Annotated in this window: 27 protein-coding genes; 12 read left to right on the top strand and 15 right to left on the bottom strand. The window is 69.2% G+C overall.

Annotation, left to right across the window (positions count from 1 at the left end; all coding sequences use genetic code 11):
- Positions 1 to 16 precede the first annotated feature (16 nt).
- From BpN12_RS29575 to BpN12_RS29560, 4 genes are all read right to left on the bottom strand, one after another.
- Positions 17 to 730: an ABC transporter permease gene (locus BpN12_RS29575; RefSeq protein WP_015876706.1), complete on the bottom strand. Its 714-nt coding sequence runs from the start codon at positions 728 to 730 to the stop codon at positions 17 to 19.
- Complete coding sequence (locus tag BpN12_RS29570) at positions 727 to 1,416, bottom strand: ABC transporter permease (RefSeq protein WP_246795701.1); 690 nt, start codon at positions 1,414 to 1,416, stop codon at positions 727 to 729. The genes BpN12_RS29575 and BpN12_RS29570 overlap by 4 nt, the downstream gene beginning before the upstream one ends.
- 180 nt (positions 1,417 to 1,596) lie before the next feature.
- Complete coding sequence (locus BpN12_RS29565) at positions 1,597 to 2,373, bottom strand: ABC transporter substrate-binding protein (RefSeq protein WP_246795700.1); 777 nt, start codon at positions 2,371 to 2,373, stop codon at positions 1,597 to 1,599.
- 606 nt (positions 2,374 to 2,979) lie between these two features.
- Positions 2,980 to 3,534, bottom strand: a complete 555-nt coding sequence (locus BpN12_RS29560) for a periplasmic heavy metal sensor (RefSeq protein ID WP_246795699.1) — start codon at positions 3,532 to 3,534, stop codon at positions 2,980 to 2,982.
- 232 nt (positions 3,535 to 3,766) lie between these two features.
- Between BpN12_RS29560 and BpN12_RS29555 the strand changes: the two genes are divergently transcribed.
- Both BpN12_RS29555 and BpN12_RS29550 read left to right on the top strand, forming a co-directional pair.
- Positions 3,767 to 4,492 carry a response regulator gene (locus BpN12_RS29555; RefSeq protein ID WP_042625724.1) on the top strand — a complete coding sequence of 242 codons (726 nt, stop codon included), beginning with the start codon at positions 3,767 to 3,769 and terminating at the stop codon, positions 4,490 to 4,492.
- On the top strand, positions 4,476 to 5,789 hold the full coding sequence (locus tag BpN12_RS29550; RefSeq protein WP_246795698.1) for an ATP-binding protein: 1,314 nt from the start codon (positions 4,476 to 4,478) through the stop codon (positions 5,787 to 5,789). The genes BpN12_RS29555 and BpN12_RS29550 overlap by 17 nt, the downstream gene beginning before the upstream one ends.
- Positions 5,790 to 5,906: 117 nt before the next feature.
- Here BpN12_RS29550 and BpN12_RS29545 read toward each other — a convergent pair whose 3' ends face one another.
- The gene (locus BpN12_RS29545) at positions 5,907 to 6,173 is read right to left on the bottom strand and encodes a double-stranded DNA-specific endonuclease (protein ID WP_015876700.1); all 267 of its coding nucleotides are present in this window, start codon (positions 6,171 to 6,173) and stop codon (positions 5,907 to 5,909) included.
- Between the two features lie 498 nt (positions 6,174 to 6,671).
- On the opposite strand from BpN12_RS29545, the gene BpN12_RS29540 reads away from it, so the two are divergent.
- Both BpN12_RS29540 and BpN12_RS29535 read left to right on the top strand, forming a co-directional pair.
- Positions 6,672 to 8,426, top strand: coding sequence for an ABC transporter permease (locus BpN12_RS29540; RefSeq protein WP_246795697.1), 1,755 nt, complete (start codon positions 6,672 to 6,674; stop codon positions 8,424 to 8,426).
- Between the two features lie 22 nt (positions 8,427 to 8,448).
- On the top strand, positions 8,449 to 9,774 hold the full coding sequence (locus BpN12_RS29535; RefSeq protein WP_246795696.1) for an ABC transporter ATP-binding protein: 1,326 nt from the start codon (positions 8,449 to 8,451) through the stop codon (positions 9,772 to 9,774).
- A 79-nt stretch (positions 9,775 to 9,853) separates the two neighbouring features.
- Here the strand turns inward: BpN12_RS29535 and BpN12_RS29530 are convergent, their stop codons facing one another.
- Positions 9,854 to 10,354, bottom strand: coding sequence for a hypothetical protein (locus tag BpN12_RS29530; RefSeq protein ID WP_246795695.1), 501 nt, complete (start codon positions 10,352 to 10,354; stop codon positions 9,854 to 9,856).
- A complete protein-coding gene (locus BpN12_RS29525) occupies positions 10,351 to 10,974 on the bottom strand; it encodes a hypothetical protein (RefSeq protein ID WP_246795694.1) in 624 nt (207 codons plus the stop codon). Before BpN12_RS29525 ends, BpN12_RS29530 begins: the two co-directional genes overlap by 4 nt.
- A gap of 257 nt (positions 10,975 to 11,231) precedes the next feature.
- On the opposite strand from BpN12_RS29525, the gene BpN12_RS29520 reads away from it, so the two are divergent.
- From BpN12_RS29520 to BpN12_RS29510, 3 genes are all read left to right on the top strand, one after another.
- Positions 11,232 to 11,435, top strand: a complete 204-nt coding sequence (locus BpN12_RS29520) for a hypothetical protein (protein WP_246795693.1) — start codon at positions 11,232 to 11,234, stop codon at positions 11,433 to 11,435.
- Positions 11,436 to 11,616: 181 nt separating this feature from the next.
- Entirely contained in the window at positions 11,617 to 13,035 is a 1,419-nt protein-coding gene (gene otsA, locus BpN12_RS29515) for an alpha,alpha-trehalose-phosphate synthase (UDP-forming) (RefSeq protein ID WP_246795692.1), read from the top strand.
- Complete coding sequence (locus BpN12_RS29510; protein ID WP_246795691.1) at positions 13,028 to 13,654, top strand: AAA family ATPase; 627 nt, start codon at positions 13,028 to 13,030, stop codon at positions 13,652 to 13,654. Before otsA ends, BpN12_RS29510 begins: the two co-directional genes overlap by 8 nt.
- Positions 13,655 to 13,673: 19 nt before the next feature.
- On the opposite strand, the gene BpN12_RS29505 is transcribed toward BpN12_RS29510, so the two are convergent.
- The 3 genes from BpN12_RS29505 to BpN12_RS29495 all read right to left on the bottom strand — a co-directional run bounded on the left by BpN12_RS29505 (position 13,674) and on the right by BpN12_RS29495 (position 16,292).
- Positions 13,674 to 15,044, bottom strand: a complete 1,371-nt coding sequence (locus BpN12_RS29505; protein ID WP_246795690.1) for an MFS transporter — start codon at positions 15,042 to 15,044, stop codon at positions 13,674 to 13,676.
- A gap of 149 nt (positions 15,045 to 15,193) precedes the next feature.
- On the bottom strand, positions 15,194 to 15,697 hold the full coding sequence (locus BpN12_RS29500; protein ID WP_246795689.1) for a YbhB/YbcL family Raf kinase inhibitor-like protein: 504 nt from the start codon (positions 15,695 to 15,697) through the stop codon (positions 15,194 to 15,196).
- Positions 15,698 to 15,911: 214 nt separating this feature from the next.
- Positions 15,912 to 16,292, bottom strand: a complete 381-nt coding sequence (locus BpN12_RS29495) for a DUF5594 family protein (protein WP_246795688.1) — start codon at positions 16,290 to 16,292, stop codon at positions 15,912 to 15,914.
- A 204-nt stretch (positions 16,293 to 16,496) separates the two neighbouring features.
- Here BpN12_RS29495 and BpN12_RS29490 point away from each other — a divergent pair, with 204 nt between their 5' ends.
- Entirely contained in the window at positions 16,497 to 16,850 is a 354-nt protein-coding gene (locus BpN12_RS29490) for an ecotin precursor (RefSeq protein ID WP_246795687.1), read from the top strand.
- A 256-nt stretch (positions 16,851 to 17,106) separates the two neighbouring features.
- Here BpN12_RS29490 and BpN12_RS29485 read toward each other — a convergent pair whose 3' ends face one another.
- A complete protein-coding gene (locus BpN12_RS29485; RefSeq protein WP_246795686.1) occupies positions 17,107 to 17,496 on the bottom strand; it encodes a hypothetical protein in 390 nt (129 codons plus the stop codon).
- A gap of 254 nt (positions 17,497 to 17,750) precedes the next feature.
- Here BpN12_RS29485 and eco point away from each other — a divergent pair, with 254 nt between their 5' ends.
- A complete protein-coding gene (eco, locus tag BpN12_RS29480) occupies positions 17,751 to 18,287 on the top strand; it encodes a serine protease inhibitor ecotin (protein WP_246795685.1) in 537 nt (178 codons plus the stop codon).
- Between the two features lie 48 nt (positions 18,288 to 18,335).
- Here eco and pbpG read toward each other — a convergent pair whose 3' ends face one another.
- The 3 genes from pbpG to BpN12_RS29465 form a co-directional block, all read right to left on the bottom strand.
- Positions 18,336 to 19,538: a D-alanyl-D-alanine endopeptidase gene (gene pbpG, locus BpN12_RS29475; RefSeq protein ID WP_246795684.1), complete on the bottom strand. Its 1,203-nt coding sequence runs from the start codon at positions 19,536 to 19,538 to the stop codon at positions 18,336 to 18,338.
- A 94-nt stretch (positions 19,539 to 19,632) separates the two neighbouring features.
- On the bottom strand, positions 19,633 to 19,842 hold the full coding sequence (locus tag BpN12_RS29470; protein ID WP_246795683.1) for a hypothetical protein: 210 nt from the start codon (positions 19,840 to 19,842) through the stop codon (positions 19,633 to 19,635).
- A 129-nt stretch (positions 19,843 to 19,971) separates the two neighbouring features.
- Positions 19,972 to 20,241, bottom strand: a complete 270-nt coding sequence (locus BpN12_RS29465) for a hypothetical protein (RefSeq protein ID WP_198251434.1) — start codon at positions 20,239 to 20,241, stop codon at positions 19,972 to 19,974.
- A gap of 131 nt (positions 20,242 to 20,372) precedes the next feature.
- On the opposite strand from BpN12_RS29465, the gene BpN12_RS29460 reads away from it, so the two are divergent.
- A complete protein-coding gene (locus BpN12_RS29460) occupies positions 20,373 to 20,753 on the top strand; it encodes a DUF3592 domain-containing protein (RefSeq protein WP_246795682.1) in 381 nt (126 codons plus the stop codon).
- A gap of 66 nt (positions 20,754 to 20,819) precedes the next feature.
- On the top strand, positions 20,820 to 21,416 hold the full coding sequence (locus tag BpN12_RS29455; RefSeq protein WP_246795681.1) for a hypothetical protein: 597 nt from the start codon (positions 20,820 to 20,822) through the stop codon (positions 21,414 to 21,416).
- 102 nt (positions 21,417 to 21,518) lie between these two features.
- On the opposite strand, the gene BpN12_RS29450 is transcribed toward BpN12_RS29455, so the two are convergent.
- Positions 21,519 to 23,174, bottom strand: coding sequence for an ABC transporter substrate-binding protein (locus BpN12_RS29450; protein ID WP_246795680.1), 1,656 nt, complete (start codon positions 23,172 to 23,174; stop codon positions 21,519 to 21,521).
- 350 nt (positions 23,175 to 23,524) lie between these two features.
- Here BpN12_RS29450 and BpN12_RS29445 point away from each other — a divergent pair, with 350 nt between their 5' ends.
- Positions 23,525 to 24,766 (top strand): hypothetical protein, encoded by a 1,242-nt coding sequence (locus BpN12_RS29445; RefSeq protein WP_246795679.1) that lies wholly within the window; start codon positions 23,525 to 23,527, stop codon positions 24,764 to 24,766.
- Positions 24,767 to 24,791 lie beyond the last annotated feature (25 nt).

Genomic DNA, 24,791 nt, shown 5'->3' with positions numbered 1-24,791 from the left:
GGAGTCCTCGCGCCGTTTATTTGCCTTGCGGGCGCAGGTAGGCGAGCCAGCGCCGCTCGGCCTGGCGGAACAGCCACACGAGCGTGAACGAGATCGCGAGATAGAGGAGCGCGGCGATGCCGAACGCGTGGAACGACATGTAGGTGGCCGAGTTGACGTCGCGCGCGATCTTCAGGATGTCGGGCACGGTGGCCGTGAACGCCACCGTGGTGGCGTGCAGCATCAGGATCACCTCGTTGCTGTAGAGCGGCAGCGCGCGGCGCAGCGCCGAGGGCAGGATCACGCGCCGGTAGAGCGTGAAGGTGGACATGCCGTAGGCGCGCGCGGCCTCGATCTCGCCGTAGGCGGTCGCCTTGATCGCGCCGGCGAAGATCTCGGTGGTGTAGGCGCAGGTGTTGAGCGTGAACGCGAGCAGCGTGCAGTGCATGCCGTCGCGGAAGAACTCGTTCAGGAGCGGCGTGCCGCGCACTGCCTGCAGGCTGTAGAGGCCCGTGTAGCAGAGCAGCAGCTGCACGTAGAGCGGCGTGCCGCGGAACACGTAGGTATAGAGCCACACCGCGCCGGCCAGCCACTTGCGCTTCGACACGCGCGCGCAGGCGAGCGGCACCGACAGGCAGAAGCCGAGGCCGATCGACACCACCAGCAGCCACAGCGTGATCGCCACGCCGGTGATGTGATAGCCGTCGGTGTAGAGGTAGTTGCGCCAGTATTCCTGAATCAGTTCGATCATAGGTCAGCCTTGCGGACGCCCGTGGAGTAGCGCTTTTCCAGCCACATCAGCACGAAGTTCGAGATCGTCGTGATCGCGAGGTAGATGGCCCCCGCGAGCAGCGTGAAGAAGAAGAAACGCAGCGTGCCCTTGCCGGCGTCCTGCGAGGCCTTGACCACGTCGGCCAGGCCGATGATCGAGACCAGCGCGGTGGACTTGACGAGCACCTGCCAGTTGTTGCCGATGCCCGGCAGCGCGAAGCGCATCATCTGCGGGAACATCACGCGCGAGAACACCTGCCAGTTCGACATGCCGTAGGCGGCGCCGGCCTCGAGCTGGCCGCGCGGCACCGACAGGAACGCGCCGCGGAACGTCTCGGTGAAGTAGGCGCCGTAGATGAAGCCGAGCACCAGCACGCCGGCCGCGAACGGGTCGATGTCGATCTGATCCCAGTTCATCAGGTCGGTGAACTGGTTGAGCCAGATCTGCAGGCTGTAGAACAGCAGCAGCATCAGCACCAGGTCGGGCACGCCGCGGATCAGCGTGGTGTAGAGCGTGCCGATGCCGCTCGAGATCCGGTTGCGCGAGAGCTTCGCGGCCGCGCCGACGAGGCCGAGCACGAACGCGAAGACGAGCGACAGCACGGCGAGCTTGATGGTCTGCCAGGTGCCGGAAAGTATCAGCGGGCCGTAGCCTTGAAGAAACATATGAAGTCCTTGACGGCGCAACGCGCGCGCCGAGAAAGACGCGTGCCGCGGGTCGGGCGGCACGCCCCGTGCATGTGGGTCGGGCCGTCCGGTGATTCCGCCGGGCGGCTGGCGACTTCCTCGTGCCGGGCTCGCCGCCGTGCGCGGTGACGCGCGGCGGCAAGCCCGGCCGAAACGTGGTTACTTCGCCGAATACACGCTGAACGAGAAGTACTTATGCGACAACCTGTCGTAAGTCCCGTCCTTGTGCATCGCGGCGAGAGCGGCGTTGATCTTCGCCTTCAGATCCGTGTCCTCCTTGCGCAGGCCGATCGCGGTGCCGTCGCCGATCGTCTTCGGATCCGTCACTTCCGGGCCGGCCCACGCGAAACCCTTGCCGCGCGGCGTGCGCAGGAATCCGTAGTCGGCCTGCAACTCGTCCTGCAGCGCGGCGTCGAGCCGACCGGTCCCGAGATCGGCGTAGACCTGATCCTGGTTCTGGTACGGCACGATCGTCACGCCGTGGGGTTCCCAGTACGTCTTCGCGTAGGTTTCCTGCGTCGACCCCTGCTCGACGCCGACGCGCCGGCCCTTGAGCGAGGCGAGCGTGGGCCGCAGCGGCGAGCCGGCCGGCGCGATCATCCGCGCCGGCGCGTCGTACAGCTTGTCCGAGAAGTCGATCTGCTCGCGGCGCTTGTCGGTGACGGTCAGCGACGACACGATCATGTCGAACTTGCGCGCCTTCAGCGCCGGGATGATCCCGTCGAGATCCTGCGCGACCCAGGCGCAGCGCACGGCGATGCGCGTGCAGATTTCCTTCGTCAAGTCGACGTCGAAGCCGACGATGTCGCCGTTCTTCGCGACCGATTCGAACGGCGGGTAACTGGCGTCGACGCCGATCCGGACCGTCTTCCACTCCTTCGCGACGGCGCCGCTCGCCACCACGGCGAGCGCTGCGCACAGGGCGAGCTTCTTCATCTGATTCCTCTTGCGACTGCCGCGCGCCGGCCTTCGCCCGCATCGCGCCGGCCGTATTCTAGTCAGTCAAAATTCGGTGTCGGCAGCTTCGGCGATCGGGCGGGCGGGGGCCGGCCGGCCAAAAGGGCGGTATTTTACCCGAGCCGGCGGTGCACAAGGTCGAATCTCGATTCGGGATCTGCGCTAACTGGTGCTGCGCGCGGGCGGGGCGGCATGCCGTATGGCACGGGCCGGCGCCGCGGATCGTGTCGCGGGGCGCGTGCGGGTGGAGCGGCGGGATTGTCAACAATGATGGCGGCGGGGCGGCGGGGCGGCGGGGCGGCGGGGTGACGAACGATGGCGGGCGGGCGCGGCGCCATTGTCGGCGCGGAAGGCCAAGGGCCGGGCCAGCGCCGAGCAGCCCCAAGGCAGGCGACGCGCCGCCCCGGGGGCTGCGGTTGCGGCGGAGGAGGCTGCCGTGGCCGCCCAAGCGGGCCGGCTGCTCCGCCCGCTGCGCGCAGCAGGAGCGTGGCGGATTCACCACGCCGCCGGCACCGCCCGGCGAGAAAACGAAACCGGCCGGCGCCGCTGCCGCGGGCCGGCCGGTGCGCCGAGGCGCGGCGGCGCTTACTGCGAGGCCGCCGTCGCCTGCGCCGCGTGGTGCTGCTGCCAGCGCGCCTTCATCTGGTCGTGGTGCGCCTTCATGTTCGCGAACTGCTGCTTGAGCGCGGCGCTCACGGTCGTCTTCTGCTGGTCGTTCAGGCCGTCGTAGAACGCCAGCCAGGCGCGCTCGGTCTGCTCGCGCAGCAGCGTGTTCTGCTGTTCCGCCTGCTGGCGCGCGCTGTGCAGCGCGTCGAGGTCGAGGATCGGCTGGTTCTGCGCGGCCTGGAACTGCGAGCGGGCCTGCTCGAAGCTCTGGCGCATCGCCTGGTGGTTCTGCTTCGCGGTGGCTTCGGCGGCCTGGTACTGCTGCTCCTGCTGCGCGTTCAGCTTCAGCTGGTCGTGCAGGCGCTTGAACACGGCGTAGGGGCCGCCGTGGTGATGCCAGTGGTGGCCCGGGCCGCCATGCGCGCCGGCGGGCGGCACGGGGGCGCTGGCGGTCTGGGCCTGGGCGGCGGCGCCGAACGAGAGGGCCAGTACGGCGGCGGCTGCGATAGCCATGCGAGACGTCTTCTTATACATTGCGGTGACTCCTGATCGAATGGGTGAGTCGACGTGGCGGTGCGGTACTCGAAGCTGCCGGCGCCGTCCGCATCGGTAAGACGCAGCGTAGCCAAGCGCCCCGAGGCCCGTGTTACGTCGGCGCTGTCCCCGGTTACCGCGCATTACATCCGGCTTGCGCGGTAATTCCCAGTAACCCATTCCTCTGGATGTTTCAGCCGGCCCCGCCAACCCGCACGGTAAACTTCACGCCATGACTACCCAGATCCTCATCGTCGACGACGACCAAGAACTGCGCGACCTGTTGCGCGACTATCTCGTGCGCCAGGGCATGGAGGTGTCGGTGCTGCACGACGCCGCCTCGCTCGAGAAGCGCCTCGAGCGCGAACGGCCCGACCTGATCGTGCTCGACCTGATGATGCCGGGCGTCGACGGCCTGACCGCGCTGCGCCAGCTGCGCGCGGCCGGCGACGACATCCCGGTGATCATGCTGACCGCGCGCGCCGACGACGTCGACCGCATCGTCGGCCTCGAACTCGGCGCCGACGACTACCTCGGCAAGCCGTTCAACCCGCGCGAGCTGCTCGCCCGCGCCCAGGCGGTGCTGCGCCGGCGCCGCGCGACGCCGTCGGCGGCCGCGCCCGAGCAGCGCGAGCCCTACGCGTTCGGCCGCTTCGTGCTCGATTTTCAGGCCCGCACGCTGTCGGTGGACGGCCGGCCCGCCACGCTGTCGAGCAGTGAATTCGCGCTGCTGAAGATCTTCGTCAACAACGCGTTGCGCACGCTCACGCGCGAGCGCCTGCTCGAACTGCTGCACGGCCCCGAATACGACGGCACCGACCGCGGCATCGACGTGCAGGTCTGGCGCCTGCGGCGGATCCTGGAAAGCGATCCGTCCACGCCGCGCTTCATCCAGACGGTGCGTGGCCGCGGCTACGTGTTCGTGCCCAACGGCGAGGCCCATGCGCAGACCCATTGATTCGCTGTTCGGCCGGCTCGCGCTGCTGGTGGTGGGCGTACTGCTGCTGTCGCACTTCGCGTGGTATCTGGCGATCCGGCTCGACCGCAACGAATCGCAGATGCGCTACGCGGTGGAGGAGGCCGCGTTCCTGGTCGACGCGGTCCGCCAGCACGAGCAGCGCACCCCGGACCAGCCGCTGCCCTCGCGCGTGCGGCTCGTGCCGCCCGACAGCGCCGACGTGCCGCGCGAAGACCCCGACATGCCGCCGCCGCCGAAGCGTTTCCTCGACGATCTGCGCGATCGCATGCCGCCCGGCACCGAAGTGCGCTTCGGCCAGCCGGGCAAGCCGCCCGTGCTGTGGGTGAAGGAGCCGAACGACCGCAACTGGATCGTGGTGCCGGCGCAGCCGCTGCACCCGCGCCGCTCGCGCGACCGCATGCTGATCTGGCTCGGGATGATCTTCTCGGCCGCGGTGATGGCGGCGCTGTTCGCCGCCTGGCAGCTGCAGCAGCCGCTGCGTTCGCTCGCGCGCGCGGTGGGCCGCTTCGGCCGCGGCATGACGGTGCCGCCGGTGCGCGAGGCCGGCCCGCGCGAGTTGCGCCAGCTCACGCGCGGCTTCAACCAGATGGTCGAGCAGGTTTCGCGCGCCGAGAACGATCGCGCCGTGATGCTGGCCGGCGTCGCGCACGACCTGCGCACGCCGCTCGCGCGGATGCGGCTGCGCGCCGAGATGATGGACGACATGCGGCTGCGCGACGGCGTGGTTCGCGACGTCGATTCCATGTCGCACATCGTCGACCAGTTCCTCGTGTTCGCGCACGGCGGCGCCGATCGCAGCGAGGTGGTGGAGGTCGACCAGGCCTGCGAGCGGATCGCGCGCACCTATCGCGCGGTCGCGCCGAACGCGCCGCCCGTCGAGATCGCGCTCGCGGCCGGCGGCGGGTTCCGGCTGCCCGCCGCGACGCTCGACCGGATCCTCTCGAACCTGCTCGACAACGCGCACGCCTACGGCGCGCCGCCGGTGCGGATCGCCACCGAGCGGACCGGCGAGGGCTACCTGCTCAGCGTCAGCGACCACGGCAAGGGCATCGCGCAGCGCGACCTGGCCGATGCGACGCGGCCGTTCGTGCGGCTCGACCCGGCGCGCGGCGGCAACGGCCACAGCGGGCTCGGGCTTGCGATCGTCGAGCGGCTCGTGCAGCGCATCGGCGGGGCGTGCCGGATCGGCAATCAGGAGCAGGGGGGATTGCGGGTCGCGATGGTGTTCCCGTTCGACGTGGTGCCGAAACCCGAACGCGAATCCGTGGGGGCGTGAGCCGGCCGGCTCGGGGCGGGCGCGGCGTGTCCCGTTGCCCTGCGGTGCTGTCCGGCGTTCGCCGGGTGCCCCTTTTGTGTTGCACGGCGCGGCAGTGCGCCGCGCCGGCTTGTCGAATTACTCGCCGAACAGCGACCCGAGCGTTTCCGCCGCGTGGCTGTCGATCGTGTTGTAGGTGACGCTCGTCGCCTCGAAGATGTACAGCGTCGTGTATTTGCCGAGCCGCTCGAGGATCTCGTCCTGCAGCGATTCCGGCACGATGTTCATGTTCAGATACCACGCGGTAGACGACAGCCGCGCCTGGAACGCACCGTACTCCTGCATCAGCGTGTAGAACGCATCCGCATCCTGATCCCGGCACACGATAACCAGATTTCCTGCCATTCAGCCCTCCTGCATGTAGACGTTCGTTCTTGCGAAGCAAACCCGATCATACCTGCTTCGCCGCGGCTGTTTGCCCGCGTTTCGCGGGACACGCGCGCCGCCGCTGTTGCATCCGCACCCGGGCGGGTTTCGCCGCGTGCCGGATCGCGGCATAATTCGCCCTTGCACGGCCGCGCTCACGTTGCAGCCCGCTTGCGAGTTCTTTCAAAATCCCGCGATCCACCCGTTTTTGGGTCGATTTCTCCACGATTCGCGGTGGATGTCAGCACGTTGCGCACCGGAAGCTTGTGCCTGAAACAGGGGTTGTAGTAGTGTCGTGCCGTCGTCGCGTCGGGCGGTTTCGCCGACGACGGGAAGGTGGGGCGGACGGGGCAGCGGTGGCCTCGATTCGCGATTGCCAGTCATAACGAAACGCCGCGCTTCGCGCCTTACCATGAGTCGTGTGTGCATGATGGCCTTAATTTTTGACTCGAACGGCCGTACCGGGGAGGGCGCCTGATGGACTTTGGTTTCAATCCGAACCGGATCGCGAACGCGTCGGCGTGGCGCGTGCTGCCGAACCGCTGGGATTTCATCGCCTTTCCGCTGATCCTCTGCGTGATCGCGATGGCGGCGGTCGGTTTCCACCAGACGATGGCGCCGATCGCCACGCTCTCCGCCCAGAAGATCTCGCTCGATCCCGCGAACCTGCCCGAATACGCGCTGCGCACCACGCTGCGCATGCTGGCCGCGATGGTCGCCTCGCTCGTCTTCACGCTGGTCTACGGCACGCTGGCGGCCAAGAGCCGCCGCGCGGGCATGGTGCTGGTGCCGATTCTCGACATCCTGCAGTCGGTGCCGGTGCTCGGCTACATCTCGTTTACGGTCACCTTCTTCCTCGCGCTGATCCCGAGTCGCGTGGCGGGCGCCGAGCTGGCCGCGATCTTCGCGATCTTCACGAGCCAGGCCTGGAACATGACGTTCAGCTTCTACCAGTCGCTGCGCACGGTGCCGCGCGACCTGGACGAGGTCTCGCGCGGCTTCCACCTCACCACCTGGCAGCGCTTCTGGAAGCTCGAGGTGCCGTTCTCGATGCCGGGCCTGGTCTGGAACATGATGATGTCGATGTCGGGCGGCTGGTTCTTCGTGGTGGCCTCCGAGGCGATCACGGTCGGCAACCACACCATCACGCTGCCCGGCATCGGCGCGTACCTGGCGCAGGCGATCACCGAGCAGAACCTGCACGCGGTGGGCTGGGTGATCCTGACCATGACGGTGGTGATCCTCGCCTACGACCAGCTGCTGTTCCGCCCGCTGGTGGCCTGGGCCGACAAGTTCCGCATGGAGAACACCAGCTCCGGCGACGCGCCCGAATCCTGGCTGCTCGACCTGGTGCGCCGCACGCGCCTGATCCACCAACTGCTGGTGCCGGCCGGCTGGCTGTTCGCGAAGATGGCGCGGCTGCCGTTCCGGCTGCCGAGCTTCGACGCCGCGCGTTTCACGCTGCCGCGCGTCGAGAAGCAGGCCTCGCGCGCCGCCGACATCGGCTGGGCGATCCTGGTGCTGCTCGGCACCGCCTACGTGGTCTGGCGCGTGGTGGCGTTCGTCAGCACCGGCGTGACGTTCGACGAGGTCGGCCACGTGTTCCTGCTCGGCCTTGCCACGCTGCTGCGCGTGATACTGCTGATCGCGATCGCCTCGGTGATCTGGGTGCCGATCGGCGTCTGGATCGGCCTGCGCCCGGCGCTTGCCGAGAAGGCCCAGCCGGTCGCGCAGTTCCTCGCGGCGTTCCCGGCCAACCTGCTGTTCCCGGTGTTCGTGATCGTGATCGCGCGCTACAAGCTGAACCCGGACATCTGGCTGTCGCCGCTGATCGTGCTCGGCACGCAGTGGTACATCCTGTTCAACGTGATCGCGGGTGCGACGTCCTACCCGAACGACTATCGCGAGGCCGCCACCAACTTCCGCATCCGCAGCTGGCAATGGTGGCGCCAGGCGATCCTGCCCGGCATCATGCCGTACTACATCACGGGCGCGATCACGGCCTCGGGCGGCGCGTGGAACGCGAGCATCGTCTCGGAGTTCGTCCAGTGGGGCGACACCAAATTCGAGGCGCACGGGCTCGGCGCCTATATCGCGCAGATGACGGCGGCCGGCGACTATCCGAAGATCATCATGGGGATCACCGTCATGTCGCTGTTCGTGACGCTGTTCAACCGCCTGTTGTGGCGCCCGCTGTACGCCTACGCCGAAGCCAAGCTGCGGCTCGACTAAGACTCATTGAGAGCGAAACGCGATGCAAAACCAGAATGCTGCCCCGACGCCGGCGCCGCTGCGCCTGGGCGACGAGATCCTGAACGTCAAGGACGTCAGCCGTGGCTTCAACAAGACCCAGGGCGAGCTGCTCGTGCTGGACGGCGCGAACCTGTCGCTGCGCGAGGGCGAGATCGTCGGCCTGCTCGGCCGCTCGGGCTCGGGCAAGTCGACGCTGCTGCGCATCATCGCCGGGCTGATCGAACCGACGGGCGGTGACGTCACCTATCTCGGCAAGCCGCTGAACGGCCCGGCCGAGGGCGTCGCGATGGTGTTCCAGACCTTCGCGCTGTTCCCGTGGCTGACCGTGCTGCAGAACGTCGAAGCCGGCCTCGAGGCGCTCGGCGTGGCCGCTCGCGAGCGGCGCGAGCGCGCGCTCGCGGCGATCGACCTGATCGGCCTCGACGGCTTCGAGAACGCCTATCCGCGCGAGCTGTCGGGCGGCATGCGCCAGCGCGTCGGCTTCGCGCGCGCGCTGGTGGTCGATCCGACCATCCTGCTGATGGACGAGCCGTTCTCGGCGCTCGACGTGCTGACCGCCGAAACGCTGCGTACCGACCTGCTCGACCTGTGGACGCAGGGCCGCATGCCGATCAAGTCGGTGCTGATCGTCACGCACAACATCGAGGAAGCGGTGTTCATGTGCGACCGGATCCTCGTGCTGTCATCGAACCCGGGCCGCGTGATCGCCGAGATCAAGGTGCCGTTCAAGCATCCGCGCAACCGTCTGGATCCGGCGTTCCGCCGCCTCGTCGACGACATCTACGCGAAGATGACGGCGCGCCAGACCGGTGAGGCGACCAAGAAGGGGCTGGAGCTCGGCAGCTGGCTGCCGCAGGTGTCGACCAACCTGATGGCCGGCCTGATCGAAACGCTGGCCGCGGCGCCGTATCACGGCCGCGCCGACATGCCGGAAATCGCGCGCTCGCTGCACCTGGAAGTGGACGACCTGTTCCCGATCGCCGAAGTGCTGCAGTACCTCGGCTTCGCCGACGTGCGCGAGGGCGACGTGTTCCTGACGCCGCCGGCGCGCGTGTTCGCCGAGTTCGGCACGCAGGAGCGCAAGCTGATGTTCGCCGATCATTTGCTACGGCACGTGCCGCTCGCGGCGCGGATCAAGAAGGTGCTCAACGAGCGGCCCGGCCATCGCGCGCCGCGCGTGCGCTTCGAGCAGGAGCTCGAGGATTTCCTGTCCGACAGCGCGGCCGAGGAAACGCTCGACTCGGTGATCGACTGGGGCCGTTACGGCGAGATCTTCTCGTACAACGACCAGACCGAGATCTTCAGCCTCGAGGACGTCGAGTCCTGATCGACGGCGGGGCGGCGGCGCGCAGCAGCGTGTGCCTGTCCGCCTCGCGCCTGCCTCATTCCGCCTCGGCTATTCCGTCTTACTGCAAACTCCCCCAGCGCGCCACGGCCGGCTCGGCCGAGGCCCAGCTCCAGCGGCCCTGCGGCGCCTGACAGGCGCTCGCGATGAACCAGTCGGCCGGGTGGTCGCCGTCCTTCACCGAAAACGCGAATTCCTTGCAGAGCGCGAGCGGCGTCGAGAACGCGCGCGTCACGCGCACCTCGCCTTCGCCGTTGTCGATCGGCAGCCGGTTCTTCACTTTCCACGGCGCCGTCTCGCCCACCGCCAGGCCGCCCGCGGTGGTCGCGATCACGTCCTGCTGATGCGCCTGGAAATGCTTCATGGTGCGGTTGACGGCCTCGTCGGTGGCCGCCTGCACGGCGATGCCCACGCCGATGCCGACCGCCGGGTTGGCCGTGACGAGCCCGGTGGCCGCGCCGGCCAGCGCGCCGCTCGCCGCGCCCACCGAGCCGCAGCCGGGCAGCGTCGCGACCGCCGCCGCGAGCACGCAGACGGTGGCCGCGCAGCGCCACGCGCTCATTGCAGTGCTCCCCAGCGTGCCGTGGCCGGCTCGGCCGAGGCCCATTTCCACTTCGGCCCGTCGCGGCAGATGGTGGCGACGTAGAACGACGAACCCAGTTGCGCGGGCGGCGTGGCTGACGCCGCCGCCGGCGCGGACGCCGCCGTTGCCCCCGAAGCCGCGCCGGCCGCGGCCGCGTGCTTCGCGTCGCTGTCCACCGAAAACACGATCTCCTTGCAGTCGAGCGGCCCGACGCTGATCAGGCGGCTGACCGTGACGCGGCCGAACTCGTCGTCCTCGATCGGCACCGTGTGGTGCGTGGCCCAGCGCGCGACGCCGCCCACTTCGAGCGGGCCCGCCGCGTCCGCGATCTGGCCTTGCGAATAGGTGTGCGCGACGCGCTGCGTGTACTGCACGCCGGCGCGCGCCGCGGCCACCGCGCCGAGGCCGATGCCGGTGGCCACCGCCGCGTTGTTGGTGACCTTCGCGGCCACCGCCGCGCCGGCGATACCGGCGCCGGCGGTCGCGCCTTCGCTGTAGAGGGAGTTGCAGCCGGAGAGCAGCAGCGACAGCGCGGCGCCGGCGAGCGCGAGGCTCGCGACGCGGGGCGGCCGCCGGGGCGAAGCGGTGCGTGAGTTCATGCTGGATGCGGTCCTGTCGGGAATGCGCCGCGTCCGGATTGCTCGCGCGGCACCGGCGCTCATTGTTCCGCAATGTTCCGATCCGAATTGCAAAGGATGGAAAAAACGTTTGCGGCGCCGGTCGGCGCATAGTGTCATACAAAAGCTCGGGGCAGGGTCGCATCGTTACAAATTGAAGGTAATTGTTACCTTCGCATCGATCGGGCCAGCCTACACTGGCTCGTCACTGTTTCAACGGCGATGCGCCGCACAGCTCGATGAGACATCCTGCAATGCGCCGTGCCCGGCGCAACCCGCGCCCCGAAGGCGGCAGCGACACGCGCCGCACGACTCCCGCCGGCCCCGCCGCGTCCAGGCCCGAGCGGCCCGACGCTCCCGCGGACGGCGAGCACAACCAGGGCGGCGCGCGCCCCGAAGGGATCGACTACCAGCGCGATCTCGGTTCCGAGCAGGACGCGTGAGGCGGCCGTTAGCGCCGTCTCCCCGCTTCATCCGCATCGCGGTGCCGGCCATTCGCGCCGGTTGCCGTCGCCGTCCAGTCCGATCGTTATATCCACGCCGTCGCGCCGGGCATATCGCATGCTCGCGACGGAGGGACCCGGCTGCGTCAGGCGCCCGGGGTATCCAGCACAGGAGGGCCGTATGAGCAGATTGATCGTGGTTTCGAATCGTGTGGCAGCCGGGCAGGACACGCGTCCATCGGCGGGCGGGCTCGCCGTGGGTGTACTCGACGCGCTGCAGCAGTCGGGCGGGATCTGGTTCGGATGGAACGGCGAGATCGTCGGCGAGCCCGGCGAACCGGTGATCGAGCGCGAGGGCAACGTCACCTACGCGACGGTGGGGCTCACGCGGCGCGATTACGACCAGTACTACCGCGGCTTCTCGAACGCCACGCTGTGGCCGGTGTTCCACTACCGCATGGATCTGGCGCGCTTCGACCGGCAGGAGTACGAAGGCTATCAGCGCGTGAACGCGACGCTCGCCCGACAACTGCGCGCGCTGATCCGGCCCGACGACATCATCTGGGTCCACGACTATCACCTGCTGCCGTTCGCGCACGCGCTGCGCGCGCTCGGCGTGCAGAATCCGATCGGCTTCTTCCTGCACATCCCGTTCCCCTCGCCGGAGGTGCTGCGCACCGTGCCGCCGCACGAGGAACTGATCCGCTGCATGTGCGCCTACGACGTGGTGGGTTTCCAGACCGAATCGGATCAGCAGGCGTTCGTCGACTACATCGAACGGCGTGGCATCGGCACCTCGAGCGAAGACGGCATGCTGCACGTCCACGGCCGCGTCGTGAAGGTGGGCGCCTATCCGATCGGCGTCTATCCGGAAGCGATCGCCGAGGCCGCGGTCCAGCATGCGCAGCGCAAGCCGGTGGCCTCGCTGCGCGACGCGATTCGCGACCGCAAGCTGGTGATGAGCGTGGACCGGCTCGATTACTCGAAGGGGCTGGTCGAGCGCTTCCAGGCGTTCGAGCGGATGCTGGCCAATGCCTCGGGCTGGCAGGGCCGCGTCTCGTTCGTGCAGGTCGCGCCGCCGACGCGCTCCGACGTGCAGACCTACCAGCGGATTCGCCAGACTCTCGAGCAGGAGGCGGGCCGCATCAACGGCCGCTTCGCGCAGCTCGACTGGACGCCGATCCAGTATCTGAACCGCAAGTACGAGCGCAACCTGCTGATGGCGCTGTTCCGGCACGCGCACGTCGGCTACGTGACGCCGCTGCGAGACGGCATGAACCTGGTCGCGAAGGAGTACGTCGCCTCGCAGAATCCTGACGATCCCGGCGTGCTGGTGCTGTCCGAGTTCGCGGGCGCCGCGGCCGAGCTGCCGGGTGCGCTGATCGTCAATCCGGCCGACCTCTCGCAGATGGCCGAGGCGCTCGAGCGCGCGCTGTCGATGCCGCTCGGCGAGCGGCGCGAGCGGCATGGCAGCAACTTCGCCGCGCTCAAGCGCAACGATCTCTCGGTGTGGCGCGATTCGTTCGTCTCGGACCTGCGCAGCGTGGCGACGGCCGCGTCGGTCACCCAGCGCGCGGGACGGCGCACCGCGGATGCATGACGGCGAACCGGCCGCCGAGGCAGGCGGACCAGGAACGGGCGGCGCCGAGGCGCCGCCTTTTTTCATCGTGACGGGCGGGCCCGGCGCGGGCAAGAGCACGCTCGTCGACGCGCTGGCCGCGCGCGGGCTGGCCCGCACCGACGAGGCGGGGCGCGGCGTGATCGTCGACCAGGTCGCGATCGACGGGCCGGCGCTGCCGTGGCGCGATCGCGCGGCGTTCGCGGAACTGATGCTCGGCTGGGAAATGCGTTCCTATGCGCTGGCCCGGCGCGAGGCGGCGCGCGGTGCCGGGCCGGTGTTCTTCGATCGCGGTGTGCCTGACGTGATCGGCTATCTGACGCTGTGCGGGCTGCCCGTGCCGCCGCACGCGCTGGCGGCGGCGCGGCACTATCGCTATCGAAGCCTGGTGTTCCTCGCGCCGCCGTGGCCCGAAATCTATGCGCGCGACGCCGAGCGCAAGCAGGATTACGCCGAGGCGGTGCGCACCGCGGAGGTGATGAGGCAGGTCTATGGCGCGCTCGGCTATCGGCTCGTCGAGCTGCCATGCGTGGAGGTCGAAGCGCGCTGCCGGTTCGTGCTCGGCGCGCTCGCCGCCGACGGCATCGCGGTCGCGCGCTGATCCGGCCGGCCCGGAAGGCTCAGGCCGCGGCGTCCGACGCGCGCGCGCCGAGCCGCAGCAGGCTCACGCAGGCGGCGAGCGCCGCGAACGCGGTGGCCACGTACAGTGCGACGGTCGGCCCGCGCGCGGGCACGACGCCGAAGATCAGCGCGACCAGCGCAGCGCCGAGCGTCTGCCCGGTGAGCCGCGCGGTGCCGAGCATGCCACTCGCGCCGCCGCTGCGATGGCGCGGCGCCGACGACAGGATCGTGCGGTTGTTCGGCGACTGGAACAACCCGAAGCCGGCGCCGCAGAGCGCCATGCGCCAGATGATGTCGCCGGCCCCCGGATGCGCGTCGAGCATCGCCAGCGCGAGCAGGCCGGCCGCGAACAGCGCGAGCCCGATCCCGCCCAGCACGCCGGCCGAGTAGCGGTCGGACAGCACGCCCGCGAGCGGCGCGGCCACCACGATCACGAGCGGCCACGGCGTCATGTAGAGCCCGGTCTCGACCTGCGACAGGCCGAGCGTGTGCTGGAGCCAGAACGGCAGTGCGACGAACGCGAGCATCTGCGAGGTGAACGAGGCGACCGAGGTGCCGATCGACAGCGCGAATACCGGGATGCGCAGCAGGTCGACGGGCAGCAGCGGCGCGGGCTGCGTCAGCTGCCGGCGCACGAACACGTAGCCGAGCCCGAGCGCGCCGAGCGCGCCCGCGGCCACCAGCGCGTAGTCTACGCCGTGCCCGAAGCTGTCGACGGTGACGATCACGAGGCCGAACACGCAGGCGTTCAAGAGCGCGCTCAGGTAGTCGTAGGGCGCGTCGTGGCCGCGGTTGACGGGCAGCGCGCGCAGGCCGAGCGTGATCGCGACGATGCCGATCGGCACGTTGATCGCGAACAGCCACGGCCACGGCGCGAACGCGAGCACGGCCGAGGCCACCGTCGGCCCGATCGCCGAGGCGAGCGCGACCACCACCGCATTCAGCGCGACGCCGCGGCCGAGCAGGCGCGCCGGATAGATGGTCCGCACCAGCGCGGTGTTGACGCTCATGATGCCGGCCGCGCCGAAGCCCTGGATCACGCGCATCGTCGCGAGCGAGACGAGCGACCCGGCGAGCGAACAGCCCAGCGACGAGACGGTGAACAGCATCAGCCCGGCCACGTAGACGCGCCGGTAGCCGATCCGGTCACCGAGCGCGGCGAGCGGCAGCAGCGAGATCGTGACGGCGAGCTGGTAGGCGTTGACGATCCAGATCGAGGCCGCGTCGCTGGCCTGCAGGTCGTGGGCGATGGTCGGCAGCGCGACGTTCGCGATCGCGCCGTCTAGCACGGCGAGCAGTACGCCGAACGCAACGCAGAGAATCGCCCAGTAGCGTTGTGGAAGGGGCAGGCCGTGGTCGTCGGCGTTCATGGCGGCTGGTCGGGCTGGTCGGGCGGGGCGGGCGTGCATGGCGGCGCCGCTGTCAGGTTGGTTGCGCGCGCAACCGGTTGGGCGGCTGCGGCGGCGCGGGGGCGCGCGGCCAGGGAGCCGCGCGTCGTCGGTGAGCGCGACGGGTTCGGTTACTTCAGTTCGTAGAGGCCGGTGTAGCTGGCCGACGCGATCTGGTTCAGGTGGATCATGAAGCGTGCCACCGCGTTCGTCGTGTCCGGCGTGATGGGCAGGCTGTCTACCTTCAGCGCGTGGACGCGGAAGATGTAGCGATGCGGCTTGTCGCCTCGCGGCGGGGCCGCGCCGCCGAAACCGTCGTCGCCGTAGTCGTTGCGCACCTGCAGCGCGCCGGCCGGCAGTGCCGAGCCGCCCGCCGCGCCCGCGCCTTCCGGCAGGCTGGTGGTGCCGACCGGCAGGTTCACGGCGACCCAGTGCCAGAAACCGCTGCCGGTGGGCGCGTCGGGATCGTAGACGGTGACGGCGAGGCTCTTCGCATCGGCCGGCACGCCTTCCCAGCGCAGCGCGGGCGAGGTGTTGCCGCCATCCACGCCGAATCCGGCGTGGTGGTATTCCTGCGCTTTCGGCATCAGTGCGCCTTCGGCGAAAGCATCGATGTGCAGCCGGAATTCAGCCATGGTGATCGGTCTCCTGAGTTCGGTGGGAAGCGGCCGCGAACCGGGCCTGCCGGCCGCGCCGACGCGGACCGGGCGAGTGTATCACCGGCATCCCGATCGCGACGGCGGCCGCCGCGCGCGTGGTCGGGCCGGGCCGGCTCCGCCGCGGCTGCGCCGTCTGCATGCCATCCACGAGCCGCGTTTCGCGTCCGTCGTGCCGCGGCGTGCAGGCGCCTTACGCTTCGAAATCGAGGCCGCCGAGCAGCACGTGCGGCGTGGTCTGCGTGCGCGAGCCGAAGTCGAGGCCGCGCGCGCCTTCCCAGCCCGGCAGCTTGCACGACAGCGCGTCGAGATAGCGCGCGAAGCGGGCGCCGTCGTGTTCCGCGACGAGCCGTTCGATCTCGTCGGTATCCCAGGTCAGCGTGATGTCGAGCGGATGGTCGAAGCCGCGCACGTGTTCGGGCGTCGTACTGACGACGTTGATCTGGCTGGGGTGCCCGTGGCCGCCGTAGGGAACGGCGGCGACGCGCACGCGCGGGCCGAGCATCGTCGCGATCCGTTCGGCGATGCGGGGGGCGAGTTCGGTGTCGAACCGGTGCGCGGTGTCGGGATTCATGGTGATGGCATGGCGATGCTGGGTCGGGGGGCGCCGCTGCGTTCCGGCGTTCGAAAATCCTAGCATGCGACCCCGCGATACCGCTCGTGCTGCCCGTACCGCGTGTCAGGCGCGCGTAATCCGGCGTTACCACTTGCTGCACCTGTTACGGCGGGCCCGTCCCACAATGGGTTTCATCACGTACCACTTCGAGTGGAGAGCATCATGATCAACAAGAAAATCGTCGCAGTGCTGGTTACCGCCGGGGCGCTCGTCGCCGCCGGCCCAGCTTCCGCTCACGGGCGCTGGCATGGTCACGGCGGCGGTGGCGGCGGCGCCGTGGTCGGCGCGCTGATCGGGGGCGCCGTGCTCGGCGCGATCGTCTCGTCGGCGCTGACGCCCGCGCCGGCCTACGCGGCGCCGGCTTATCAACCGGTCTATCAGCAGCCCGCGCAGTACCAGTACCAGCAGGCCTATGCCGGCCCGCCGCCGGGCACCTGCTATGACGGCTATCGCCGTGCCTACGTGGCCTGCGGCCCGCAACCGGCGCCCGGTTACTACCAGCAGCAGGGTTGGTGAGCAAGCGCCGTGCGCCGCCGCGCCTGTCGCGGCGACGACGGCCATGAAAAGCGCCCGCACCGGCATGACCGGGCGGGCGCTTTTTTTGCATGATGCGGGAAATTGCGGAGGGGAGCCGGGGCGGTCGCTCGATGCGGTCCGCGAAACCGATTGCCGAAACAACCGGTTGCAAATCAGTGGGCGCCGCTGCGTGAAGCTGGTGGCTTCACGCGCGATTGTCGGCCACGTCAGCGGGCTCGAGCGGACTCAAGCGGGTTCAGCGCCCGTGACCGCCACCCCCGCCGCCATGACCGCCGCCGCCGCGTCCCCCGCCGCCGCCGTGGCCACCAGGCCAGCCGCTGTTGCCTCCGCCGTGCCCACCGCCGCCGCCGCCACCGTGCCAGCCACCACCACCACCACCGTGCCAGCCGCCGCCGCGGTCATGCCAACCGCCACGGTCGTGCCAGCCGCGGTCGCGATAGCCGCCCCCGCCGCCCCAGACGTTGACGGTGCCGTAGACGGGTGCGTAACCGCCGCCGCCATAGCCATAGCCGTCGGCATAACCATCCGTGTAGTAGGGTTGCGAATAGCCGTAGCCGCCGTCGGGCACGGCGACGCAGCCGGCCAGCGCGGCAGCGATTCCGAGTGTTCCGATCAGTCTCAGCATGATGAGTCTCCAGAGTGCTGCTGGTAGGAAGGGTGCGACTTCGGCGAGTTCGGGGGCAATTGTGTCTGGAGATTACAATCGCGTAAGTCGCGGCACACCATTTGGGCGACCGGCCGGCCCGCCGGGCGCGCTCGCCGCGGCGGCGCGCGCCGGTGCCGCCGGGTCCCGGGGCGCTTCGCCCGCTTCAACCGGTTTCAACCGATTCGATCCGCCCATTCGATCCGCTTGTCCGATTCGTCAATCAGGAGATTCGCATGCGTTGTCCGTTCCGGCTGTCCCTCGTGTTCACCGCGGCCGTCGTGTCGCTTGGCGGCGCGCGCCTCGCGGCCGCGCAGGCCGTTGTGCCGGATGCCGCGTCGTCGGCGACGGCCGCGGCGGCCGCCGTCGATCTGAAGATGTTCCCGGCTCCGCAGCCCGGCATGCAGCGCGCGGTGATCTCGCTGCCGCCGGCCGACCTCGAGGACGACCTGCGCGTGCAGGTGATCGTCGGCAAGACGATGCCGGTCGACTGCAACGTCCACACCTTTCCGGCGCGCCTGCAGCACGACACCGTGCAGGGTTGGGGCTATCCGTACTATCGCGTGACCGACGTCGGCCCGGTGGCGGCCACCCGGATGGCCTGCGCGCCGTCGGCCGCGCCGCAGACGGCGTTCGTGATCGGCAGCGGCGATGGCTTCCTGCTGCGCTACAACAGCCGCCTGCCGGTGGTCGTCTACGTGCCCGACGGCTACGAGGTGCGCTATCGGCTCTGGCAGGGCTCCAACGAGGTCGGGCGCGCGGTCGTGCGCTGAGCGCGCCAAAACCGCCGAGCCCGCCGAATCCACGGGATGCGCGGCGCGCTAGTGCAGCGAGCAGGCCAGCCAGTTGCGGATGCGGATCGCGTCGGCGACATGGTCGTGCGGTCCCGGCGCGTCGAGCAGCACCACGTCCACCGGCCGCGTGCCGATCCGGTAGCGGATCACGAGGCAGTGGCCGGCCTCGTTGATGAAGCCGGTCTTCTGCAGCTGGATCCGCGTATCGTCGCCGCGGACCAGTGCGTTCGAATTCACATAGCTCAACTGGCCGTGGCCGGGATGCACGATCTGCGCATGGTCGGTCGAGAACGCGCGGATCGCCGGATAGCGGTCCGCGGCCGACACGAGACGGGCCAGGTCGCGGGCCGTCGAGACGTTGTGCGGCGAGAGCCCCGTCGCGTTGACGAAATGCGTGTTCGTCATGCCGAGCACGCGCGCCTTGCGGTTCATCGCGGCGATGAAGGCCGGCCGCCCGCCCGGATAGTCGCGCGAGAGCGCGGCGGCCGCACGGTTCTCCGACGACATCAGCGCGATGTGCAGCATGTCGCGTCGCGACAGCACCGAGCCGACCTTCAGGCGCGAGCCGGTGAACTTGATCGTGTCGCGATCGCTGACGGAGACGCGCAGCCGATGCGCGAGCGGCACGCGCCGATCGAGCGAGACCACCGCCGTCATCAGCTTCGAGACCGATGCGATCGGCTTGATCCGGTTCGCATGGCGTTCGAGCAGCACCGTGCCGCTGCGCTCGTCGACCACATAGATTGCCTGTGAGTGCAGCAGGCGCCGGGTGGCCGGCGTATAGCCGCAGCTCGCGAGCAACTGCGGTTTCGCGCCGCCGACGGTGCGCGCGGCAAGCGGTGCCTGCGGCGCGCGTGCATGCCGCGGAGCGTGCCGCGCGCGGCCGGCGGGCGGATGATGCGGCTTGCGCTTCGCGGTTCTGGCGCGCGTCGTGCGCGGGCGGTGCTGCCGCTCGTGCGAGACGGCGCCGTGCTTCGGCGCCACGCGGCGGCGGGGCTTGCGGCGCGCCTTCGCGTGCCGCGCCGGCTTGACGTGCCTGGCTGGGCGCGCCGTGCAGCGCGCGCCGTGTGCGGTGTGGGCTTTCGCGCAGGTGCGAGCGGTTTGCGCGGCCGCTGCGGTGCCGGGCAGCAGGGCGGCCATGGCCGCCGCGAACGCAATCAACAGCAGCGCGAGGCGGCGCCGCAACGACAGGGGAAGACGGAACGAGCGGGCGATCGGGTGATGGGTCATTCGGAATACGGCGAGGGAGCGGGTTGAACTGGTCGCGTCGCGCGTATGACCGGCCGGGTACGAAAAGATTCGCGCGCGGCCGCCGGCACGGGCGTCAGTCCCAGATGCTGCGGATGGCGATGGCGACGATCACGGGCACCGAGAACACCAGCGGAATCGCGAAGTAGGGCGCCTCGCGGTCGACGATATAGCTGTAGATCACCCAGCCGGCGCCGATCGCGAACGTGACGATGCCGGCGAGCACGGCGATGAGGTTGAGCGTGCGGGTCGACAGGCGGCGCGGTTTGTCGGATTCGGTGGGCATCGTCGGCGACAGCGGAAAGAAAGGGCGTGCGCAAATTGCGGCAGCCGGACGCGCGGCGCGCGACCGCGTTCATGATCGCAGCAAAGCGGCGCATCGCGCAAGGCGCGGCGCCCGCGCGCGGCGCCGGCGTCAGGCGGTGCCGTCGTCCTGCCGTTCGACGCCGGCCGCGCCTTCGAGCAGGCGGCGCGTGGCTTCATACGCGTGCAGCATCTGGTCCGGCCACGGCGATTGCAGCATCACCGCCTGGTGGTTCTCGAAGGCCGACGACAGCAGTTGCGCGAGCTGCGGCGAACGCAGATGGCGCAGCAGCACCGTCAGCGCGATCGCGGTGGCCTGGCCGGCGCCGGCCGTCTGCAGTTCGGCAGCGGTCAGCGCGGCGATTTGTTCGTTGACGTTCATGAAGAAGCTCCTGAGGCTGATAAGCGAATGGCGTGAGCCGCGCCGGGCGCGGCAAACGCGTGATTTTCGCATGAGCCGGCACGGTGGGCCGCCGGGCGTGGCGCGGCGGCGTTCTTTTCGGGAGGCAGGCGATGAGGCATCCGAACTATCTGTTGATCGCGATCGGCGTGATCCTGGCGATCGCGGCGGCATCGAGCGTCTACCGGACCCTCGAGTTCTCGGCGTCGTCGGTCGTCGCGACCGGCACGGTGGTGCGCCGGCTCGCGGGCGGCCACCATCCCGAAATCGTGTTCGAGGGCGCGGACGGCCGGCGTCATCGGCGCGCGATCGGCACCTGGCGCTCGCTCGCGGCCGGGGAGCGCGTGCCCGTCCGTTATCGCGCGGACGATCCGGACGGCAGCGCGGAGATCGACTTCGGCGCCGACATCTGGTCGCTGCCGGTGTTCCTGTGTTTGATGGCGGGGCTGTTTCTCTGGAACGGCGCGACCGGGGCGCCGCTGCGTGGGCGCTGAGCACAGGCGCCCGCGTCCGCCTTCCTGTGCATAAGCCGGCGCGGCGGGCTGTGCGCCGGCCGAGTCATGCAGATTCGGAATTCGGTTGCCGGCTTCGCCAGTCGGGTGATGGTGTCGGCCGATTGTTATGTAATCGGTCGAGCCCTTTCGACCGACGAGTTTATCCCCATGGTGACCCCTGTTCGCCCGTCCGCCGCGCCATCCGGCGCCACGGCGCCCACCGAAACCGGCCCGGTTCCCACCGCCTCGCCAACGGGCGGCCTGGCCGCGCCGCGGCGCAACGGTCATGCCGGCCCGCCGGAGCACATGCCGGGCAGCTTCGCCGCCCGCCGCCCGGGCAGCCGGCCGGCCGAGACGGATCCTTTGGCGCATGCGGACGGCATGGATTCCGTGACCCGTCATTTCGCGACGCTCGAGGATCAGGCGTCGATTGACCGGCTGAGCCTGATGCCGACCGGCGACAACCCGATGCCGCGGCTCAACGGCGCCGTGATGGACTTCCCGACCGCGGAGCACGGCGGCACGCTCGACGACGCGACCAGTCTGGCGCTCGGCGAGCGGATGATGGAGCGGCACATGATGAAGTACATCGAGGACACCGAGCAGAAGATGCTGAACACGATCAAGGACGGCAAGGTGAAGGACGAGGACGAGGATTCGTGAGCGATCCCGCGCGGCTTCAACTGCCGGGCCGCGCGATCCGGCCGTGGCGGCCGGTCCCAAACGAGCCGGCCGTGCGCCGCCGCATGGCCGTGGCCGTTGGCGCTAGTGCAGCGAGACGCCGTCGAACCGGTGGCTGCCGAGCGGCGAGAACACCAGCCCCTCGACGCGCTTCGAGGCCGGTAGCGACACGATCGAATGCGCGATCGGCGTGAACGGCACCTGCTGCTTGAATATCACCTGCGCTTGCTCGTAGAGCGCCGTGCGCGCCTTCACGTCGGCCTCGGCGCGCGCCTTCGCGATCAGCGCGTCGAACGCCGGATCGCACCACTTCGATACGTTGCCGCCGTGGACGGCGTCGCAGCCGAGCAGCGCGCCGAGCCAGTTGTCCGGGTCGCCGTTGTCGCCCGACCAGCCGTAGAGCAGCGCGTCGTGCTCGCCGCCCTGCTTGGCGCGGCGGTTGTATTCGCCCCATTCGTAGCTGACGATCCGCGCGCGCACGCCGATCTTCGCCCAGTCCTGCTGGATCATCTGCGCCATCAGCTGCGCGTTCGGGTTGTAGGGACGCTGCACCGGCATGGCCCATAGCGTGAGGTCGAAGCCGTTCGCGAGGCCCGCCTTCGCGAGCAGCGCGCGCGCGGCGGCCGGGTCGTGCGGCGCGTCCTTCAGTGTCGGGTTGTACGACCATTGCGCGGGCGGCATTGGATTCGTCGCGACGCGCGCGTTGCCCCCGAACACCGCCGCGATGATCGCCGGCTTGTCGATCGCCATGTCGAGCGCGCGGCGCACCTCGACGCGATCGAGCGGCGCGTGCTGCGTGTTGTAGGCGAGAAAGCCGACGTTGAAGCCGACGCCCGAGACGAGTTTCAGCGCGGGATTGCGCCTGACGACCTCGAGGTCCGCCGGGCGCGGGAACACCGAGACCTGGCATTCGCCGCTCGCGAGCTTCTGGATCCGCACACCCGGATCGGGCGTGATCGCGAACACCAGATGCGCGAGCCTGACGTCCTCGGGCCGCCAGTAATCGGGATTCGCGTCGTAGCGGATCAGCGCGTCCTTCTGGTACGAGCGGAACACGAACGGCCCCGTGCCCACCGGCAGCTGGTTGATGTCGGCCTCGCGGTGGCGCGCGCTCAGCTGCGCGGCGTACTCGGCCGACAGGATCGACGCGAAGCTCATCGCGAGGTTGCGCGCGAAGATCACGTCGGGCGTCCTGAGGTCGAAGCGCACCGTGTTGTCGTCGAGCTTCTCGATGCGCGCGATGTTGCGGTCGAAGCCGAGGTCACTGAAATACGGGAAGCTCGTCGGGTAGGCCTTGCGAAACGGCAGCTGCGGATCGAGCATGCGGTTGAACGTGAACAGCACGTCGTCGGCGTTGAAGTCGCGCGTCGGGTGGAACCAGGCCGTGGTCTGGAATTTCACGCCGCGGCGCAGGTGGAATGTGTAGACGCGCTGGTCCGCCGAACTCTCCCAGCGCGTCGCGAGCCCCGGCTCGAGATCGAGCGTGCCGTTGCGAAATTGCACGAGCTCGTTGTAGACGGTGTTCGTGCTGGCGTCGAAATCGGTGCTGGTGGTGTGCTGGCCCGGATCGAAGCCGGCCGGGCTGCCCTCGCTGCAGAACACGAGCGTGCCGTGTGGCGCCGCTTCGGCGGCGGGCGGCAGGGCCGTGGCGAGCGCGGCGGCGGTGAGGATATGCGTCAGCAGGGCGAAGGCGCGGCTTCGTGCTGGCGCGAAGCGGGCGCGGGGGAGGCGGAGTGGCATGGCGTCGTGTCGATGGGGGAAGCGGCAGTCCGGCTGCCGTTCGGCGCACGGCCGGGCCGGCGGTTGTCGATCGCATCGATTCTGGGCGGGGACGGCGCTTCGGCACCACCAATTTATCCGCACAAGGATAGTTGGCTTCGCCATATGGGCGGGGCTGGACGGCGGGTTGCCCGATGGAGCCGCCGGCGTGACACACTTTAGCGATATCGTCGCTCGCCGCGCGGCCTGCGGGTTGGTGGCGGGCACACCGTCTATCTGATCATGCGTCGCGATGAAATCGCCAACGGCCGGGGCGCCGCGGCGGGTGGCCTGTCGATACCAACAGAAATAGACACACCAGGGGAAAAACCATGCAGGCATGGATGCGCCGGATCGCCGGTTGCGCGATCGGCATTGCCTTTTTGATCGGCACCGGAGTAGGTCGTGCCGACGACGCTGTTTTCGAGGTCGGCGGCGAGAGCGTGGTCAAGATACCGGTTGAGTATCATCCGACGCTCGGCGTGTTCGTGAAGGCTTACGTCAACGGGCACGGTCCCTACCAATTTCAGATTACGCTCTCCGGGGCGACCTCAATGACACAGCGCGTGGCGAAGGCCGCCGCGGTCCAGACCAATTCGATCGATCGGACGCTTGCCAGCGGAAATCAACTGGAAGTGCAGGACGTGATCGATCACGCTACCTTGTCGCTGGCGGGAGAACCGGTTTCCCTCAAGGGCGCCTGGGTTATGCCCGCCGACGATTACTACGCCGATGTGCCGATCGCAAACTACGGCGGCAGGCTCGGACTGGACAGGATTCGCGACAAGGTCGTGAAAACCGATTTCTCGAATTTGCAGATCATTGTGACCAGTCGGTTCGACGAGCCCGCATCCGGCGCCACCGAACTGAAGCAGGAAATAGTGGATCACATCAGGATGCCGATTGCCACAGTCCAGTTCGACGGCGGGAAAACCTCCGGCGATTTTGCCCTGACGCTCGATGATGATGGAATCCGGTTTCTGGAAAGGTCGGAAATCGGAAAGGCGCAACTCGGCCCGAACCGGAAATCCACGGCGATTGTCAGCTGGACACCGCACGGCCTGGTGCATTACCTCCATGCGTCTTCGCAGGCGCCGATTTCGCTGGTCGATCGGCAGATTGACGACATCCTGCTTTCGCGTAACGTCGATCCGCTGCAGGTGCCCGGACGGGGCCTTGTTCTGCATGCCCCTCTCGTCGACGGCGCGCTCGGACTGCAGGGGCTGAAAACGTTCGACATCGCCGTCGACAACCGGCGCGGTGTAACGCGGCTGACGCCGCGCGCGCAATCCACGCCGAGATGCGCGGGACATCCGGAGCGCAAGCTGGCGACCGGATTTGCTCCATGGGTATTCGAGGGCAAGGAGAAGATCGGATCCGTCGCGTTGGGTTCGGCGGCGGACAAGGCGGGTGTCCGCCCCGGCGACGATATCGTGTCGATCGATGGCGGGACGGTGCAGGCTTATTACGAGAAGCTGTATGAAAACCACCTGCACTGCATCGATTCGCAGCCTCCCACGCTGATCCTGCAGCGCGGTAGCGCGCGATGGCAGGGGACGATTTCCCCGAGCTGATGGGGCGTCGCACGAAGCGGTCGCC

It is taken from the genome of Burkholderia perseverans, from assembly GCF_022870505.1.
Lineage (GTDB): Bacteria > Pseudomonadota > Gammaproteobacteria > Burkholderiales > Burkholderiaceae > Burkholderia > Burkholderia plantarii.
The sequence above is the reverse complement of the archived record's forward strand: the minus strand, read 5'-3'. Positions and strand labels throughout refer to the sequence as shown.